Annotated in this window: 12 protein-coding genes; 5 read left to right on the top strand and 7 right to left on the bottom strand. The window is 67.0% G+C overall.

Translation table 11 applies throughout. The annotated features are described in order from the left end of the window. Positions 1-2,673: TonB-dependent receptor (locus ACXJKR_RS09020; RefSeq protein ID WP_457322537.1), on the top strand; the 2,673-nt coding region annotated here is incomplete at its 5' end. Positions 2,674-2,750: 77 nt separating this feature from the next. Here ACXJKR_RS09020 and ACXJKR_RS09025 read toward each other — a convergent pair. Then, on the bottom strand, positions 2,751-3,659 hold the full coding sequence (locus ACXJKR_RS09025) for a LysR family transcriptional regulator (RefSeq protein ID WP_457322539.1): 909 nt from the start codon (positions 3,657-3,659) through the stop codon (positions 2,751-2,753). 141 nt (positions 3,660-3,800) lie between these two features. Here ACXJKR_RS09025 and ACXJKR_RS09030 point away from each other — a divergent pair, with 141 nt between their 5' ends. After that, positions 3,801-4,670 carry an SDR family oxidoreductase gene (locus ACXJKR_RS09030; protein WP_457322541.1) on the top strand — a complete coding sequence of 290 codons (870 nt, stop codon included), beginning with the start codon at positions 3,801-3,803 and terminating at the stop codon, positions 4,668-4,670. Here ACXJKR_RS09030 and ACXJKR_RS09035 read toward each other — a convergent pair. Continuing rightward, the gene (locus ACXJKR_RS09035; RefSeq protein WP_457322557.1) at positions 4,667-5,500 is read right to left on the bottom strand and encodes a DMT family transporter; all 834 of its coding nucleotides are present in this window, start codon (positions 5,498-5,500) and stop codon (positions 4,667-4,669) included. The genes ACXJKR_RS09030 and ACXJKR_RS09035 overlap by 4 nt on opposite strands. A 174-nt stretch (positions 5,501-5,674) precedes the next feature. Here ACXJKR_RS09035 and ACXJKR_RS09040 point away from each other — a divergent pair, with 174 nt between their 5' ends. Beyond that, positions 5,675-6,532, top strand: a complete 858-nt coding sequence (locus ACXJKR_RS09040; RefSeq protein ID WP_056203856.1) for a LysR family transcriptional regulator — start codon at positions 5,675-5,677, stop codon at positions 6,530-6,532. Here ACXJKR_RS09040 and ACXJKR_RS09045 read toward each other — a convergent pair. The 3 genes from ACXJKR_RS09045 to ACXJKR_RS09055 form a co-directional block, all read right to left on the bottom strand. Then, positions 6,516-7,727, bottom strand: coding sequence for a glycoside hydrolase family 27 protein (locus ACXJKR_RS09045; protein WP_457322543.1), 1,212 nt, complete (start codon positions 7,725-7,727; stop codon positions 6,516-6,518). The genes ACXJKR_RS09040 and ACXJKR_RS09045 overlap by 17 nt on opposite strands. A 20-nt stretch (positions 7,728-7,747) precedes the next feature. Next, positions 7,748-9,223: an MFS transporter gene (locus ACXJKR_RS09050; protein ID WP_457322545.1), complete on the bottom strand. Its 1,476-nt coding sequence runs from the start codon at positions 9,221-9,223 to the stop codon at positions 7,748-7,750. Between the two features lie 109 nt (positions 9,224-9,332). Continuing rightward, positions 9,333-10,379: a LacI family DNA-binding transcriptional regulator gene (locus tag ACXJKR_RS09055; protein ID WP_457322547.1), complete on the bottom strand. Its 1,047-nt coding sequence runs from the start codon at positions 10,377-10,379 to the stop codon at positions 9,333-9,335. 181 nt (positions 10,380-10,560) lie between these two features. Here ACXJKR_RS09055 and ACXJKR_RS09060 point away from each other — a divergent pair, with 181 nt between their 5' ends. Together ACXJKR_RS09060 and ACXJKR_RS09065 are read left to right on the top strand one after the other, a co-directional pair. Beyond that, a complete protein-coding gene (locus ACXJKR_RS09060) occupies positions 10,561-11,484 on the top strand; it encodes a PfkB family carbohydrate kinase (protein ID WP_457322549.1) in 924 nt (307 codons plus the stop codon). A 13-nt stretch (positions 11,485-11,497) separates the two neighbouring features. After that, positions 11,498-12,880, top strand: a complete 1,383-nt coding sequence (locus ACXJKR_RS09065; RefSeq protein ID WP_457322551.1) for a GH1 family beta-glucosidase — start codon at positions 11,498-11,500, stop codon at positions 12,878-12,880. Between the two features lie 3 nt (positions 12,881-12,883). On the opposite strand, the gene ACXJKR_RS09070 is transcribed toward ACXJKR_RS09065, so the two are convergent. Continuing rightward, the gene (locus ACXJKR_RS09070; protein ID WP_457322553.1) at positions 12,884-14,413 is read right to left on the bottom strand and encodes a tryptophan halogenase family protein; all 1,530 of its coding nucleotides are present in this window, start codon (positions 14,411-14,413) and stop codon (positions 12,884-12,886) included. Next, the coding region (locus ACXJKR_RS09075) for a tryptophan halogenase family protein (RefSeq protein ID WP_457322555.1) at positions 14,410-15,402 on the bottom strand (993 nt) is incomplete at its 5' end. The genes ACXJKR_RS09075 and ACXJKR_RS09070, both read right to left, overlap by 4 nt.

A 15,402-nucleotide genomic window follows, 5' to 3' on the forward strand; every position in this document is an offset into this window, starting at 1 on the left:
GTCCTGATGACCGTCGGCGGTCTCAGCGCTTGGGCCCAACAAGCCCCCGCGGAACCGCAGCAGATCGAGCGAGTGACCGTCACCGGTTCGGCGATCAAGCGCATCGACGCCGAATCCAGCGTGCCTGTCACCATCGTCAAGATGGCTGACCTGCGCAGTGCCGGCGTGACCTCCGTCGAACAGGTGATGGCCAACCTGGTGGGCGTCCAGCAGTCGACCAATGCGGCGCAGTCCATCGGCTCGGGCAGCGGCGGCGCATCCTTCGCCGACCTGCGCGGCATCGGTGCCGACAAGACCCTGGTGCTGTTGAACGGCGAGCGCATCGCCAACAACGCGGTCGACGGCTCGGCGCCCGACCTGAACATGATCCCCTTCGCTGCGATTGACCGCATCGAAGTGCTGCGCGACGGCGCCTCGGCCCTGTACGGCACGGACGCCATCGGCGGCGTGATCAACTTCATCACGAAGAAGAGCTACAACGGCGGCACCATCACGCTGGGCTATGACTCGCCCAAGCACAAGGGTGGCCGCGCCAAGAGCGCCAACGTCGGCTTCGGCTTCGGCGAGCTGGACAAGCAGGGCTTCAACCTCTCCGGCTTCCTCAGCATGAAGAAGGAAGACCCGATCGCCGGCAACGAGCGCGACTTCAACAAGCGCATCGTCGGCGGCCTGTCCAACAGCACCGATCCCGCCAACTACACCCAGGATTTCAGCGCGCTCTACAACCCGGCCGCTCCGGCCTGCGCGGGCACCGCCCTGATCCCGATTGCTGGCGGCACGCAGTGCAAGATCGTCACGCCCAACTTCGTCGACTTCGCGCCCAAGTCGGACACGGCGTCCGGCATGCTCAAGGGCACGCTGCGCGTCAATGATTCGCTGGAACTGGGTGCAGAAGGCTTCCTGACCCGCAACCGGGTCACGACGCGCATCGCCCCCGTGCCCTACGGCGGCTATTACATGAACCCGACCATGCCCAATGGTCAAAAGAACCCCTATTTCCCCACGGCGCACATCGACCCGACCTTCGATGACGGCACGGCCGGCCTTACCATCTTCAACCCCTCTGCTGCCTTCGCCAACCCGGTGGCCGTGCAGCCGGGCTTCGCCTACGTCTTCTGGCGCGATTTCCCGAACGGTTCGCGCGCCCAGATGAACGAGAACAAGCAAAGCCGCATCGTGCTGTCGGCCGAAGGCAACGCCCTCAACTGGGACTACTCGGTCAAGTTCTCGGCCAACAAGAACACGGTCGACCAGAACCTGACGGGTGGCTACGGTGACGGCGACATGATCGGTGAAGGCCTGCTCGAAGGCGTCATCAACCCCTTCGGCGCCCAGAGCGCCGCCGGCACCGCCCTGCTGGAAAAGGCGGCCTTGAACGGCAAGCTGCAGACCGCCACCGGCAAGATCAACATCTTCAAGATCATGGCGAGCCGCGAACTGGGTGACTGGTTGGGCGCTGGCCGCCCGGCGCAGATCGCCGTGGGTGGCGAGTACCGCAAGGAAAACTACGATTCGCACCCGGTCAAGGAATTTGCCCAACTCGTCTCGGCGTCGACCGGCGTCGATCCAGATGCGACGGCCAAGGGCACGCGCAAGGTCGGCGCCCTGTACACCGAAGTCAACGTGCCGGTGAACAAGATGCTTGAGCTGACCGGCTCGGTGCGCTACGACAAGTACAGCGACTTCGGCGACAGCACCAATCCCAAGCTGTCGTTCCGCTTCCAGCCCAGCAAGGAAATGCTGTTCCGCGGCTCGGCATCGACGGGCTTCCGCGCGCCGACGCTGTTCGAGCTTTACAGCTCGACTTCGTTCACCAACACGGCCGGCAACTTCAACAACCCGATCAACTGCCCGGGCGGCACCCCCATCCCCGGCGCATCGCAGGCCAACTGCAATGGTCAGTTCCAGGTCCAGAACGGCGGCAACCCCAATCTGAAGCCTGAGAAGGCCAAGAACTACACCCTGGGCGCCGTGTTCGAACCCATGACCGACCTGAGCCTGGGCATCGATTTCTGGGCGATCAAGATCAAGAACGCGATCGCCGTGCTGCCGCAGTCGACGCTGTTCCAGAACTACACGCAGTGGCAGCAGTACTTCCACTTCTCCCAGCCCGGCAACCTGCTGTCCATCACCAGCAACTGCCCGGGTCCGAAGTGCGGTTACGTTGAACAGCTGAACCAGAACCTGGGCGGCACCAACACCAACGGTATCGACCTGAGCGCCCAGTACCGCCTGCGTTCCAACGTCGGCCAGTTCGACTTCGCGTTGAACAGCACCTTCGTCAACAAGTACGAGTACCAGGACTACCCGTCGGGCCCGTGGAACCAGAACGTTGGCATCTACTCCGGTGCCGGCCCGATCTTCAAGTGGCAGCACAACCTGACGGCCAACTGGGCCTACAGCAGCTTCGCTCTGGGTACGGCGGTGCACTACAAGTCCGGCTACGTGGACTTCACGCCGACCAACCACGTCTCGGCGTTCACGACGACCGACCTGTACGGCAGCTGGTCGCCGATCAAGGGCGCTTCCCTGGTGCTGGGCGTTCGCAACCTGTTCGACCGCGACCCGCCGTTCACCAACCAGGCCGACCTGTTCCAGTCTGGTGGCTGGGATTCGCGCTACGCAAACGCAGCGGGCCGCACCTACTACGTGCGCGGCACCTACTCGTTCTAAGCTCCCAACGGGCTCAGCCCCGAAAGCCGCTCAGCTTGCCTGAGCGGCTTTTTCTTTGTCGTGGCCAAGGCCGACCGCTACAGCGGCGACCTGCTTTGACTTGAGGTCCTGAGCGGGAGCACCAGCGCACCCTCCGGAAAGCGGGTGCTCATGAAGTCCACGAAGGCCTTCACCTTCGGGCTGGCCAGGCGCCGGGAGGTGTGCAGCACCCACAGCTCGACCTCCTTGCCGTCCAGGCTGCCCCACTGCACCAGTTCGCCGTCATCGACTTGCTGCCCGACGATGGACCGCGGCACCAGCGCGGCACCGGCGCCGGCCAGCGCGGCGTCCCTGAGCATCAGCATCGACGAGAGCCCGAGCACCGGCACGGGCTCGATCAGCAGGCGGCCCTCGTCGACAGACCAGGTCTCGCCGTCCCGATAGGCGCTGACGACGGCGGGCACGCGCACGGGCGCAGCGCCAGGCGCGGGCCTGGCGATGGACGGCGCGGCGACGACCACGAGGCGGTCCTTCGCAAAACAGCGGCCCACCAGCGCCGTGTCCACCCGCGGGTTGGGGCGGATGGCGACGTCGAACTGCTCGTCGACGAGATCCACCACCCGATCTTCCGCCACCACCTCCAGAGTGACGTCGGGATAGAGCCCGCGGAACTCCGCGCACAGCCGCCCCATCGCCAGCTGTGAAAACAGGATGGGTGCCGCCACGCGCAGGCGCCCGGCCACCTTGCCGCTGCCTTCCCGCGCCGCGCCGATCGCATCGGCCACCTCGTGCATGGGCCCTTCGGTACGGCTGAGCAGCAGCTGGCCGGCCTCGGTCAGCTCCAGTCCCTTGCCGCCGCGCTCGATGAGGCGCACGCCCAGTTGCTCCTCCAGGTCCGCCACGCGCCTGGACAGCGTGGCCTTGGAGCGCCGGCTGGCCCGGCTGGCTCGGCCAAAGCCACCGTGCGTGGCCACGAGGTTGAAGTCGGTCAGGGCGTTCAGGTCCATATCGTCTCAATTCGAAGACACATTGTCCTGATTTTGGCGTCTGTGTTTATGTATTGCAACGGCCTATCTTTCGTCCAAGCCAGCGAAACAAATCGCCTGGCCCTGGTCCTTCCCCTTAATCAGCTTTCAAGAGAGTCCATCATGAGCATCCTCGTCATCGGTTCCACCGGCACCGTCGGTTCCCTCGTCGTCCAAGGCCTGGCCAAGCAAGGCGCTCAGGTCAAGGCGATGGTCCGCCGCACCGGCACCCAATCCCTGCCCGCCGGCGTCGACGGCGTCGTCGCCGACCTCGGCGACGTGAACTCGTTGCGCCTGGCGATGAGCGGCGTGCGCACGCTGTTCCTGCTGAACGCCCTCGCCCCCGACGAGGTCACGCAGTCGCTGCAGGCGCTCAGCGTCGCCCGCGAAGCCGGCATCCAGCGCATCGTCTATCTGTCGGTCATCCACGCCGACCTCTACACCGACGTGCCCCACTTCACCGGCAAGCACACCGTGGAGCGCATGATCGAAAGCCTGGATCTGCCAGCGACCATCCTGCGCCCGGCCTATTTCATGCAGAACGACGCCAGCATCCAGCCCGTCATCGAAGGCTACGGCGTCTTCCCCATGCCCATCGGCGCCAAGGGCTGCGCGATGGTGGACGTGCGCGACATCGCCGACATCGCCGTGGCCGAGCTGCTGCGTCGCGACCGCTCGCCGGAACCCCTGCCCCGCCTGACGCTGGAAGTGGCCGGCACCGAGGTCTTCACCGGCGAGACGGCCGCCGCTGTCTGGGGCCAGGCGCTGAATCGCGAGATCCGCTACGGCGGCGACGACGTGCAGGCCTTCGAGGCACAACTGGCCGCGCAGCACGTGCCCGCCTGGATGGCCTACGACCTGCGCCTGATGATGAGCCGCATCCAGCAGCTCGGGCAGATTCCCGCCGCCGGCGCTACCCAGACGCTGGAAAAGATGCTGGGCCGCCCGCTGCGGACCTACCAGGCCTTCGTGGCCGAGCGGGTGGCGACCTAAGGCTTGCTAACCAGGACGACGCCGGCCAGCACCAGCAGGCTGCCGGCCACGAAGCTGGGCGACAACGCCTCGCCCAGCAACCAGACACCCAGCAGCACGCCAAACAGTGGCGTCATAAAGGTGAAGGCGCCCAGGCGCGAGGCTAGGTAGCGACGCAGCAACCAGAACCAGGCCAGGAAGCTGGCGAAGGACACGACCAGGCTCTGGAAGGCGAGGTGGGCCCAGACGGCGGCAGTCGGCTCGAAGCGCCACTGACCCGTCGCCCAGGCACCCGGCAGCAGCAGCACGAAGGCGCCGAGCAGCTGGTAGCACAGCGTCTCGGTCGCCGGTGCGGCGGCCAAGCGCGTACACCGGATGGTGACCGTCGTAGCGCCCATGGCCAGGCCGGCCAGCACCGCGAGCAGGTCTCCCAGCAGCGCAGAGCCGTCAGGGGCCAGACCGCCCCACAGGAAGGCCAGCGCGATGCCTCCGAATGCCAGGCCTATGCCCGCCCAGCGACGCCGGTCGAGGCGCTCGGCCGGCAGCCGCCAGTGCAGGCCCAGGGCTGTGAACAGCGGCGAGGTGTAGAGGAAGACGACGACGTGCGAAGCCTGGGTCAACTGCAGCGCCAGGGCCACGAGCAGGAATTCCAGCGCGAACAGCGAGCCCGCCGCGGCACCGGCTGCCCAGCGGCGGCGATCCAGCGCCTCGCCGCGCCAGCGCATCAGACCGGCGAGCAGCAACAGGGCGATGCCGGAGCGCAGGCCGATCATCAGCATCGGGCCGGCCTGCGCCGTCACCGCCTTCAGCGACACCTGCTGCAGGCCCCAGAGGCAGCACAGCAGGAGCATGACGCCGCCGGCGCGGGCGTCGAGCGGGCCGGCCGTGATGCCGGGCGGCCGGGCAAGCTTGGCGGGTAATGCGGTTGGGGCGGGATTGAGGTACTTCATGGCCGCCAATGTGCCGGTCGGCCGCGAATCCGAAAAGCACATAATTCGCTTCCAAATCATCCGCTTTTCGAATTCATGCGCGATCTGCAGATCGACTGGCTGAAATGCTTTGTGGCCACCGTCGATGCTGGCTCCCTGTCCAGCGCCGCGGCCGAGATCCACCGCTCGCAGTCGGCCGTCAGCATGCAGCTCAAGAAGCTGGAGGCGGCCGTCGGCCACCGCCTGCTTCGGCGCGATGCGCGCCAGTTGGAACTGACGCATGAGGGCCAGACCCTGCTGGGCTATGCGCGACGCATACTGGACCTTCAGGCCGAGGCCCAGGCGGCGCTGCGCGAGGACGATGTCTCAGGTGTCGTGCGCCTGGGCGTACCGGATGACTACGCTCGCAGATACCTGACACCGGTCCTCAAGCGCTTTGCGCCGCGCCATGGCGGCGTTGAGATCCAGCTGGACTGCGAGCAGTCGACCTCGCTGATCCCGCGCGTGGCGCGTGGCGATCTCGACCTGGCCCTGGTTTCGCGCGACCACGCACGGCGCGGCACCCTGCTCTTCCACGAGCCCATGGTCTGGGTCGGCTCCCCGCAGTTTGACATCTGGCGGCGCGACCCGCTGCCCATTGCAGTCTACGAGGAGGCCAGCCTGGGCCGGCGCAGCGCCATCAACGCCCTCGCCCTGCAGGGCCGGCCCTACAAGATCGTCTACAACAGCTCCAGCCTGGCAGGGCAGATCGCAGCCGTCGAGAGCGGCCTGGCCGTGGCCGTGCTGACGCAGTGCAGCGCGCCGCCGCATCTGCAACTTCTGGGCGCCGAACAGGGCCTGGGACCGCTGGAGCCGATGCAGGTAGCCGTCTACCGCAGCAAGACGTCCAAGGGCAACAAGGCGGTGGACAGCCTGCGGCGGATGCTGATCGAGACGCTCAGGGTGTCGGGCTGACACGCACCATCATCACGCCGTGAGGCTTCACGCTGCCGCCGACCTCGCCCGAGACGCCGCGGGTCTTCTTGCCCGACCACAGGTCGTGGACCTCGGCCTTGATGCGCGGCGCGAGGTCCAGCTGCTCCCACGTCACCTTGATGTCGGCCGCCGTTTCGCCGCGGTTGAACAGCACGGCCGCACGTTCGCCACCGGCCAGCGTGCGCACCCAGACTTCCAGGTTGCCCTGGCGCCAGACGCGCCGGCCCTGCCGGCCGAGCGGGTCCTGGTCGACCTTGATGACCTCGGCATTGGTCAGGATGCGGCGGGTGTCCGCATCCATCTTCGCCATGTCGTTGCCCGCCACCAACGGCGCGGCCAGCATGGCCCAGATCGAGAAGTGGCTCTCGTACTCCGTCGTCGTCATGCCGCCGTTGCCGACCTCCAGCATGTCGGGGTCGTTCCAGCCGTTGGGCGCGGCGTCGGCCCACAGGTCGGCATTCATGTCGATGATGTCCAGCAGGCCGTGCGACCACTCCTTCTTGCCCTTCCAGGCGTCCCAGATGTCGCCCGTGGTGCGCCACAGATGGCCGACGGGATGGGCCCAGCGGCCGGGCTGGCTGCCGCCCCATTCGCAGATGGACAGCACGATGTCACGGCCCGATTCGCGCAGCGCCTTGGCCATGATGGTGTAGGCCGCTTCGGGGGTGCGCGGGCCGGTGTAGCACCAGTCGTATTTCAGCCAGTCCACGCCCCACTTCGCATACTGGCGCGCATCCTGGAACTCGTGGCCGGCGCTGCCGGGGCGGCCACCGCAGGTTGCGGCGCCGGCATCGGAATAGAGGCCGAACTTCAGGCCCTTGGAATGAACGTAGTCGGCCAGTGCCTTGATGCCCGATGGGAAGCGCTCGGGGTCGGCCTGGATGTTGCCGTCCGCGTCGCGGCTCTTCTGCCAGCAGTCGTCGATGACGATGTAGCGGTAGCCCGCGTCTTTCATGCCGGAGGCGACCATCGCGTCGGCCTGCTGGCGGATCAGCGTCTCGCTGACGTTGCAGGCGAACTTGTTCCAGGAGTTCCAGCCCATCGGCGGCGTGGGCGCGAGATTGGGCTTGGGGGCGTCGAGCTTGAGCGTCTCGTGCGGGGCGGCCTGGGCGCCGGCAATGAAGACGCAGGTCGACAGGGCCAGCAAAGCGCGGCCGAGCCAGGTTGAAGTCATGGGGAAAACTCCGAAAAAAGTCAGACGGTGCCGCGGCGCGCTTCCAGCTCGGCGCGGATCTCGTTCATGCGCCGCTCGGTCAGGAAGTAGCGGGACACGATGTAGAGGGCGATAAGCAGCCCGAGGATGGGAATGCCCGACAGGGCGACCCGGATCATGAACAGCGCATCCTCGCCCTGCACCGGCAGCTTAGCGTTGAAGCCGGTGAACATCAGCACCCAGCCGGAGGCGCCGTTGCCCAAGGCGAGGCCGACCTTGGAGATCCAGGAGCCGCAGGCGGCGAACGAACCCTCGCGGCGCTGTCGGCTGCCGAGCTCGTCATGGTCGATGACGTCGGCCATCGCCGAGCCGTAGATCGTCCAGAACCCGGCACCGACGAAGGCCACGCCGCCGCTGGCAAACAACTGCAGCCAGGGCAGCTGCGGGTTGTAGAAGAACCAGTCGCCGACGAAGGCGAGGATGCCCAGCACCAGCACCGTCATCAGCGCATTGCGCTTGCCCCAGTGCCTGGCCACCCACCCGGCGAAGGCGATGCCAACGAGGCCGCAGACCAGACCGGCGATGCCCATCATCGAGTTCCACTTGGTGGCTTCAACGACGTTGCCGGCGCAGACGTAGTAGACGGTGGCGTAGTAGCCCAGCATGCCCACCATGGAGGTGGCCATGTTGTAGGCCATCATCGTGCCCAGCATCTGGCGGAAGGGCTTGTTCTTCAGTGTGCGGTACAGGGTGTCCTTGAAGGGCACGCGCTGCCGGGTCTGCGCCACGACCTTCTGGTAGTAGCGTTCGCGGGTCAGCAGGAAAATGGCGATGGAGACCACCACCATGATGCCGCCCAGGATGCTGGTGTAGACCTGGGCACCCAGCAGGATGTCGGGCTTGCCCTTCGCATCATTGAAGAAGGCCAGCGTCGTGAACTGGGCCGCCACGAACATCGCCAGCTCGGGGAGCTTCTGGATCGCGTTCTTCCATGACATCACGCGCGTGCGCTCGTGGTAGTCGGGCGTCATCTCGGCGCCCAGGCTGTTCCAGGGCATGTTGAAGCAACTCATGACCGGCACGTACAGGCAGGTCGAGACCAGCATGAAGATGAAGTATTCGTTGTCGCTCCAGCCGCGGCCGACGGCGAACATCAGCGGCAGGCCGATGCCGGCGAGGATGCCGCCCACCAGGATGAAGGGGCGGCGGCGCCCCCAGCGCGTGCGGGCGTTGTCGGAGAGCCAGCCGAACAGCGCGTCCGAAACGGCATCGACCGCGATCTTCAGGAAGATGACCGTGGAGATCAGCCCCGGCGCCACGCCGAGGAAGATGTTGAAGACGTGGAAGGCCAACGACTGGTAGAGCCAGTGGCCCCACATGTCCAGGAAGGAGCCCAGGCCGAAGCCGATCTTCTGCCGCGCGGGCACGCGGTCGGCCGCAAGTGTTGGCGCTGGCGGCACGGAGGCGGTCGGGCGCTGCACGGGCGGCATGGCGGCCCCTTCGGGATCGGCGATCAAGACTGTCTCCTTCGCCTGGCGCTGAGCGAGGCGGTATTTTTAGTAAACAGTCCTATTTTCGTTCGTTGATCGCACGAACGAAAGGCGGTGCAACTACCTAGGCAGCCACCTAGACAGCTGCGGTCTTGCGCCTGGCCTTGCGCGGCGCGGCCTCGGCTTCAGGCGCCGCGACGAAACGGGAACTCTCGCGCACGACCAGCTCCACCGGCAGCGACGCGTCATTGGGTGCGACATCGCCTTCGATGAGGGCGCGTGCGGCGACGTTGCCAAGTGCTTCCTTGTCCATCTTCACAGTGGACAGGGGCGGCTTGTTGCGGGCAGCCTCCTCGATGTCGTCGTAGCCGATGAAGCGGATGTCCTCGGGCACGCGCAGGCCGCGCTCAAGACAAACCTCGATGGCAAACATGGCCGTCGAGTCGTTGTAGGCGAAGACCGCGTCCGGGGGGTTGGGCAGGGCCAGCAGGCGGCTCATCGCATCACGGCCGGCGTCGCCGTATTCCAGCGCCGGGTCCAGCGTGACTTCGTAGTCGGGGTCAAACAGGCGGCCGGCCTCGAACAAGGCGCGGCGGAAGCCCTTGGCGCGCAGCGACGTCGAGTAATGCGCCAGCGGCCCGAAAATGGCGGCGATGCGTTGGGACTGGCCTTCCAGCAGATGGCGAGTCGCCAGCCAGGCGCCAAGCTGGTTGTCGTCATTGACGCAACGCACGCCGGGGTAAAAGTGATCCACGAGCACCAGCGGCAGTTCGCAGCGGCGAATGGATTCCATGGCCTCGGGGTCGAAATAGCCGGCACCCAGCAGCGCCTCGGCCTCATGGCGGCGTACCTGGCCGGCCACGTCGTCGCCCGCCAGCACCGACATGATGCTCAGCGGCACGCCGGCCTCGCGGCAGGCCGTCTCGGCGCCGTGCAGCACATAGGAATAGAAGGGGTTGTTGGCCAGCGAGCCCAGGCTGCGGCTGTACAGGAAGAGCATGCGGCGTGGCTTGCCGGTGCGCAGCTTGCCGACGTCGTAACCCATCTGCTGGGCCACGCCGAGCACCTGGGCGCGAGTCTGCTCAGACAGGCCGGGCTGGCCCTTCAGCGCGCGCGACACCGTGCCGATGGACACGCCCGCGGCCTCGGCCAATTCGCGAATCGTCACTCCCTTGTCGGCCATCACCCGAGCTCCCGCTGTTGTTTAGCACGTCGCATCGGGCGCGATTGTGCATCGGCACCCCAGCGGCCCCGGGTACACCCTGTACCGGGGGCAAAACCTAGGCTGGATATTGTTCACTAAACAATCGCTGTTGCATAGAATATTTCCGAACCACCGACGAAGCGCGCCAAGCGCCGCCGACATGCTCCCCTGCCCCATCGCCGTCCTCGGCGAAGCCCTGGTCGACGAATTCCATGACGGACCCGTCGCGGGTGGCGCGCCCTTCAACGTGGCGCGCTCGCTCGCCGCCATGGGCGCGCCGGCCCTGTTCATCAGCCGCGTCGGCGCGGACGATGACAACGGCCGCCTCGTGCTCGACAGTGCGCGCCGCTACGGCCTGGACAGCGCCGGCGTGCAGCGCGACCCGCAGCACGCCACCGGCCGCGTCAGCGTGCACGAGGACGCCGGAGGCCACCACTTCGAGATTCAAGGCGACGCCGCCTGGGACCATATCGACGCCGCGGCCGCCCGCCCTCACCTCGCTGAAACGGCGCCGGCGTGGCTCTACTTCGGCAGCCTGGCCCAACGCCAGCCCGCCTCGCGCGCGGCCCTGCGCGCCCTCGTCAAGCCTTTCACCGGCACGCGCTTCCTGGACTTGAACCTGCGGGCCGGCACTGAAACCCGACTGCTGGCCGCCGAGTCGCTGATGCTGGCCGATTGGGTCAAGGTCAACGACGAAGAACTGGCCCAACTGGCCGGCTGGTTCGATGCCGGCGCGCCCGACGACGCCGGCCGCGCCAGCGCATTGATGGCACGTTTTGCACTGCAACGCCTGGTGCTGACCTGCGGCGCCAGCGGCTGGCGCTTCTACGCGCCGGGCGGCGTGCTGCTGGCGCAGGGGGCTGGCGTCATCCAGCCGTGCATGGTCGACACCGTCGGCGCCGGCGATGCCTTCACCGCCCTGCTGCTGGCCGGCCTGTCGCTGGGCCGTGACCTGCCCGCCACGCTGGCCCTGGCCAATCGCTACGCCTCCTTCATCTGTGGCGTGCGCGGCCCGCTGCCCGCCGAACCCCTTGCCCTGCAACCCTGGCGCACCGCCCTGCATGCGCTGCCGACCTCTGCCTGAACGACTGCCCGACATGGACCTGACCCCGCCTCCCACCTCCCTGGCCGACCTCGTCGCGCCGCCCGCCGGCTCGGCCATGCGCCGCCCCGGCTTCATCTTCGGCGCCGGCACCTCGTCGTACCAGATCGAAGGCGCCGCACACGAGGACGGCCGCCTCGAATCCATCTGGGACCGCTTCTGCGCGACGCCGGGCAAGGTGCTGCGCGGCGAGAACGGCGACGTGGCCTGCGACCACTACCACCGCTTTGAAGAAGACCTGGACGTCCTGCAGCGCCTGGGTGTGGACGCCTACCGCTTCTCCATCGCCTGGCCGCGCGTGATGGACGAGGCCGGCCGGCCGAATGCGAAGGGCATCGACTTCTACAAGCGCCTGCTCGACGGCCTGGCCAAGCGTGGCATCCGCGCCTTCGTCACGCTGTATCACTGGGACCTGCCCCAGCACCTCGAAGACCGCGGTGGTTGGCTGAACCGCGAGACGGCCTACCGCTTTGCCGACTACGCCGACCTGATGAGCCGCGAACTCGGTGGCGGCCGCGTGGCGGCCTGGACGACGCACAACGAGCCCTGGTGCTCAGCCTATCTTGGCTATGGCGACGGGCACCACGCGCCCGGCCTCAAGTCCAACCGCTGGGCCGCCCAGGCCATGCACCATTTGCTGCTGGGGCACGGCCTGGCGTTGCCCATCCTGCGCGCCAACGACCCGACGGCCTTGCACGGCATCGTCGCCAACTGCGCGCCGGGCTATGCCGACACCGACACAGCCGAAGACCGCGACGCCGCTTCGCTGTTCGAGACCTACCAGAACCGCTGGGTGCTGGACCCGCTGCTCAAGGGCGAGTACCCGGCTGACCTGTGGCGCCTGTGGAAAGGCTGCGAGCCCCTGGTACTGCCCGGCGACATGGACCTCATCAAGCAGCCCATCGACTACCTGGGCATCAACTTCTACAGCCGCGCCGTGCTGCGCTCCAAGGGCCCCGACACCATCGACTGGGTGCGCCACCCCGAGGTCGAGCGCACGACGATGGACTGGGAGGTCTACCCGCAAGGCCTGCAGGACCTGTTCGAAGCCTTCAAGCGCGACTACGCCAATCTGCCGCCCCTCTACATCACCGAAAACGGCATGTCGAGCGACGACATGGTCAGCGCCGGCGACGTCGACGACCTGCAACGCCAGGCCTACATCAAGCAGCATTTCGCGGCATGCTCACGCGCCATGGACAACGGCGTGGACGTGCGCGGCTATTTCATCTGGTCGCTGCTGGACAACTTCGAATGGGCCTTCGGCTACGAGCGCCGCTTCGGCCTCGTGCATGTGGATTTCGAGACCCAGCAGCGCACGCTCAAGCGCAGCGCGCTGGCGTATGCGGACTTCCTGCGGGAGCGGGCCGGGCGATAAAACTCAGCTCGCACTGACGAGGCGGTCGAGATAAGCCGCATGGTCTGGCATGCCGTCCACCGTCCGGGCGACGGCAGTGTGCAGACGCTGGAAGTGCTCCCGCAGCGCGACCTCGCTCACCTGCTTCAACAGTGGGTCCAGGCCCTCGGGCTTCAGGCCCAGGCCGAGGTAGAGCGAGTACCACGAGTCCTCGCCGAAGCTGTCGCGGTCCAGGATGACGACGCGACCGTTGCGGCGAAAGGTTTCGATCTGGTGCGCCAGCGTGTCGGGGATGGGCATGGCCGCGCAGTAGCGCCAGAACTCGCTGTCGTCACGCTGCGTCTGCTTGTAGTGCAGGATGATGAAGTCACGGATGGACTCGTACTGCCTTGTCATGCGGCGGTTGTATTCGTCCACCAGATGCGGTTCACACTTGCGGTCGGGGAATAGCTCCACCAGGCTGCTGATGCCGTGGATGACGAGCGACAGGCTGGTGGATTCCAGCGGCTCCAGGAAACCCGACGACAGGCCCACCGCGACGACGTTCTTCTCCCAGATGCGCTTGCGCATGCCGGTCTTGAAGCGCAGCTGGCGCGGCTCGCCCTGGGGCGCGCCGTCGAGGTTACTCATCAACACGTGGCCGGCTGCCTCGTCGCTCATGTAGCCGCTGCAGTAGACATGACCGTTGCCGGTGCGGTGCTGCAGCGGGATGCGCCACTGCCAGCCGGCGCTGCGCGCCGTAGACGTGGTGTACGGCGACAGCGGCAGCACCTTGTCGCAGGGCACGGCCTGGGCACTGTCGCAGGGCAGCCAGTGCGTCCAGTCGTGATAACCGGCTTTCATGACACCCTCGATCAGCAGCGCGCGAAAGCCCGAGCAGTCGATGAAGAGATCCCCCTCGATGCGCCGGCCATCGGCCAGCGTCACGGCGGTCACGAAGCCGTCGCCGGGGCGCAGCGACACGTCGACGATGGTGCCCTCCTCGCGCTTGACGCCGCGCGCCATCGCGTACTCGCGCAGGAAGGTCGCGTACAGGCCAGCGTCGAAGTGGAAGGCGTAGGAGTAGGAATTGGCGGCCGACGGCGGCCCGCCCTCGGGCGGCACGAAGCGGTTGCGCTGCGCCATCACCGCCGCGGTGGACCACTCCTCGTAGCTGGGCATGGCGCCCGCGCGGTCCAGCCTCTGCCAATGCGCCACCGACGAGCGGTTGACGATGGGCGGCCCGAAGCCGCCGAAGCCGTGGAAGAAGCGGTTGCCGACGCGACCCCAGTCCTTGAACTCGATGCCCAGCTTGAAACTTGCCTGGGTCCTGCGCATGAACTCGGCGTTGTCGAGCTCCAGCGCGTCGTTGTAGTGGCGGATGCTGGGCAGCGTCGCCTCTCCCACGCCCACGGTGCCGATCTCGGGCGACTCGATCAGCACGATCTCGCAACCGACCGGGTTGGCCGGCCCGGCCGGCTGCGTGCCGAACACCTGGCTGAGCGGCGCGGCGGCCATCCAGCCGGCGCTGCCGCCGCCGACGATGACGATGCGGCGGATGGCTTGGTCGTTCATGGCTTGACTGCCTCCATGGCTGGGGCACGGACGTGCCGATCTATGAAGGCGCCGTGGTCAGGCATGCCGTCCACGGTCTGCGAGATGGCCGCGCGAAGACGCTGGAAGTGCGCGCGTAGCGCTTGTTCGTCCACCTGTCGCAGCAACGGGTCGTGGCGCTCCGGCCAGCAGCCGAGGCCCAGGAACAGCGATACCCAGGAAGGCTCAGCGAAGCTGTCCGGATCGAGGATGGCGACGCGACCACTGCGGCGGAAGAGTTCGATCTGGTGGCTCAAGGCGTCCGGGATCGACATGGCCGCGCAGTAGCGCCAGAACTCGCTGTCGTCGCGCTTCGTCAGCTTGTAGTGCAGCACGATGAAGTCGCGGATGGACTCGTATTGCTGCGTCATGCGGCGGTTGTATTCGTCGGCGAGGTAGCGGTCGCAGCGTTTGTCGGGGAAGAGTTCTATCAGGCGGCCGACGCCATCCATGATGAGCTGGATGCTGGTGGACTCCAGCGGCTCCAGGAAGCCCGACGACAGGCCGATGGCGACGACGTTCTTGTCCCAGGCCTTCTTGCGCATGCCGGTCTTGAAGCGCAGCTGGCGCGGGTCGGCCTGGGGCGCGCCGTCCAGGTTCTGCATCAGCACCTGCCCGGCGGCCTCGTCGCTCATGTAGCCGCTGCAGTAGACGTGACCGTTGCCGGTGCGGTGCTGCAGCGGGATGCGCCACTGCCAGCCAGCGCTGCGCGCCGTGGACGTGGTGTACGGCGTCAACGGCTGCACCTTGTCACAGGGCACGGCCTGGGCGCTGTCGCAGGGCAGCCAGTGCGTCCAGTCGTGATACCCGGCCTTCATGACGCCCTCGATCAGCAGCGCGCGAAAGCCCGAGCAGTCGATGAAGAGATCGCCTTCGATGCGCCGGCCGTCGGCCAGGGTCACGGCGGTCACGAAGCCGTCGCCGGGGCGCAGCGACACGTCGACGATGGTGCCCTCCTCGCGCTTGACGCC

It is taken from the genome of Roseateles sp. P5_E11 (assembly GCF_054049355.1).

Excerpts from the sequence above, each read along its gene's own strand:
- ACXJKR_RS09070 (WP_457322553.1), bottom strand. The coding sequence starts at position 14,413 with ATGAACGACCAAGCCATCCGCCGCATCGTCATCGTCGGCGGCGGCAGC.
- ACXJKR_RS09055 (WP_457322547.1), bottom strand. The coding sequence starts at position 10,379 with ATGGCCGACAAGGGAGTGACGATTCGCGAATTGGCCGAGGCCGCGGGC.
- ACXJKR_RS09065 (WP_457322551.1), top strand. The coding sequence starts at position 11,498 with ATGGACCTGACCCCGCCTCCCACCTCCCTGGCCGACCTCGTCGCGCCG.
- ACXJKR_RS09035 (WP_457322557.1), bottom strand. The coding sequence starts at position 5,500 with ATGCTCCTGCTGTGCTGCCTCTGGGGCCTGCAGCAGGTGTCGCTGAAG.
- ACXJKR_RS09060 (WP_457322549.1), top strand. The coding sequence starts at position 10,561 with ATGCTCCCCTGCCCCATCGCCGTCCTCGGCGAAGCCCTGGTCGACGAA.
- ACXJKR_RS09045 (WP_457322543.1), bottom strand. The coding sequence starts at position 7,727 with ATGACTTCAACCTGGCTCGGCCGCGCTTTGCTGGCCCTGTCGACCTGC.
- ACXJKR_RS09040 (WP_056203856.1), top strand. The coding sequence starts at position 5,675 with ATGCGCGATCTGCAGATCGACTGGCTGAAATGCTTTGTGGCCACCGTC.
- ACXJKR_RS09030 (WP_457322541.1), top strand. The coding sequence starts at position 3,801 with ATGAGCATCCTCGTCATCGGTTCCACCGGCACCGTCGGTTCCCTCGTC.
- ACXJKR_RS09025 (WP_457322539.1), bottom strand. The coding sequence starts at position 3,659 with ATGGACCTGAACGCCCTGACCGACTTCAACCTCGTGGCCACGCACGGT.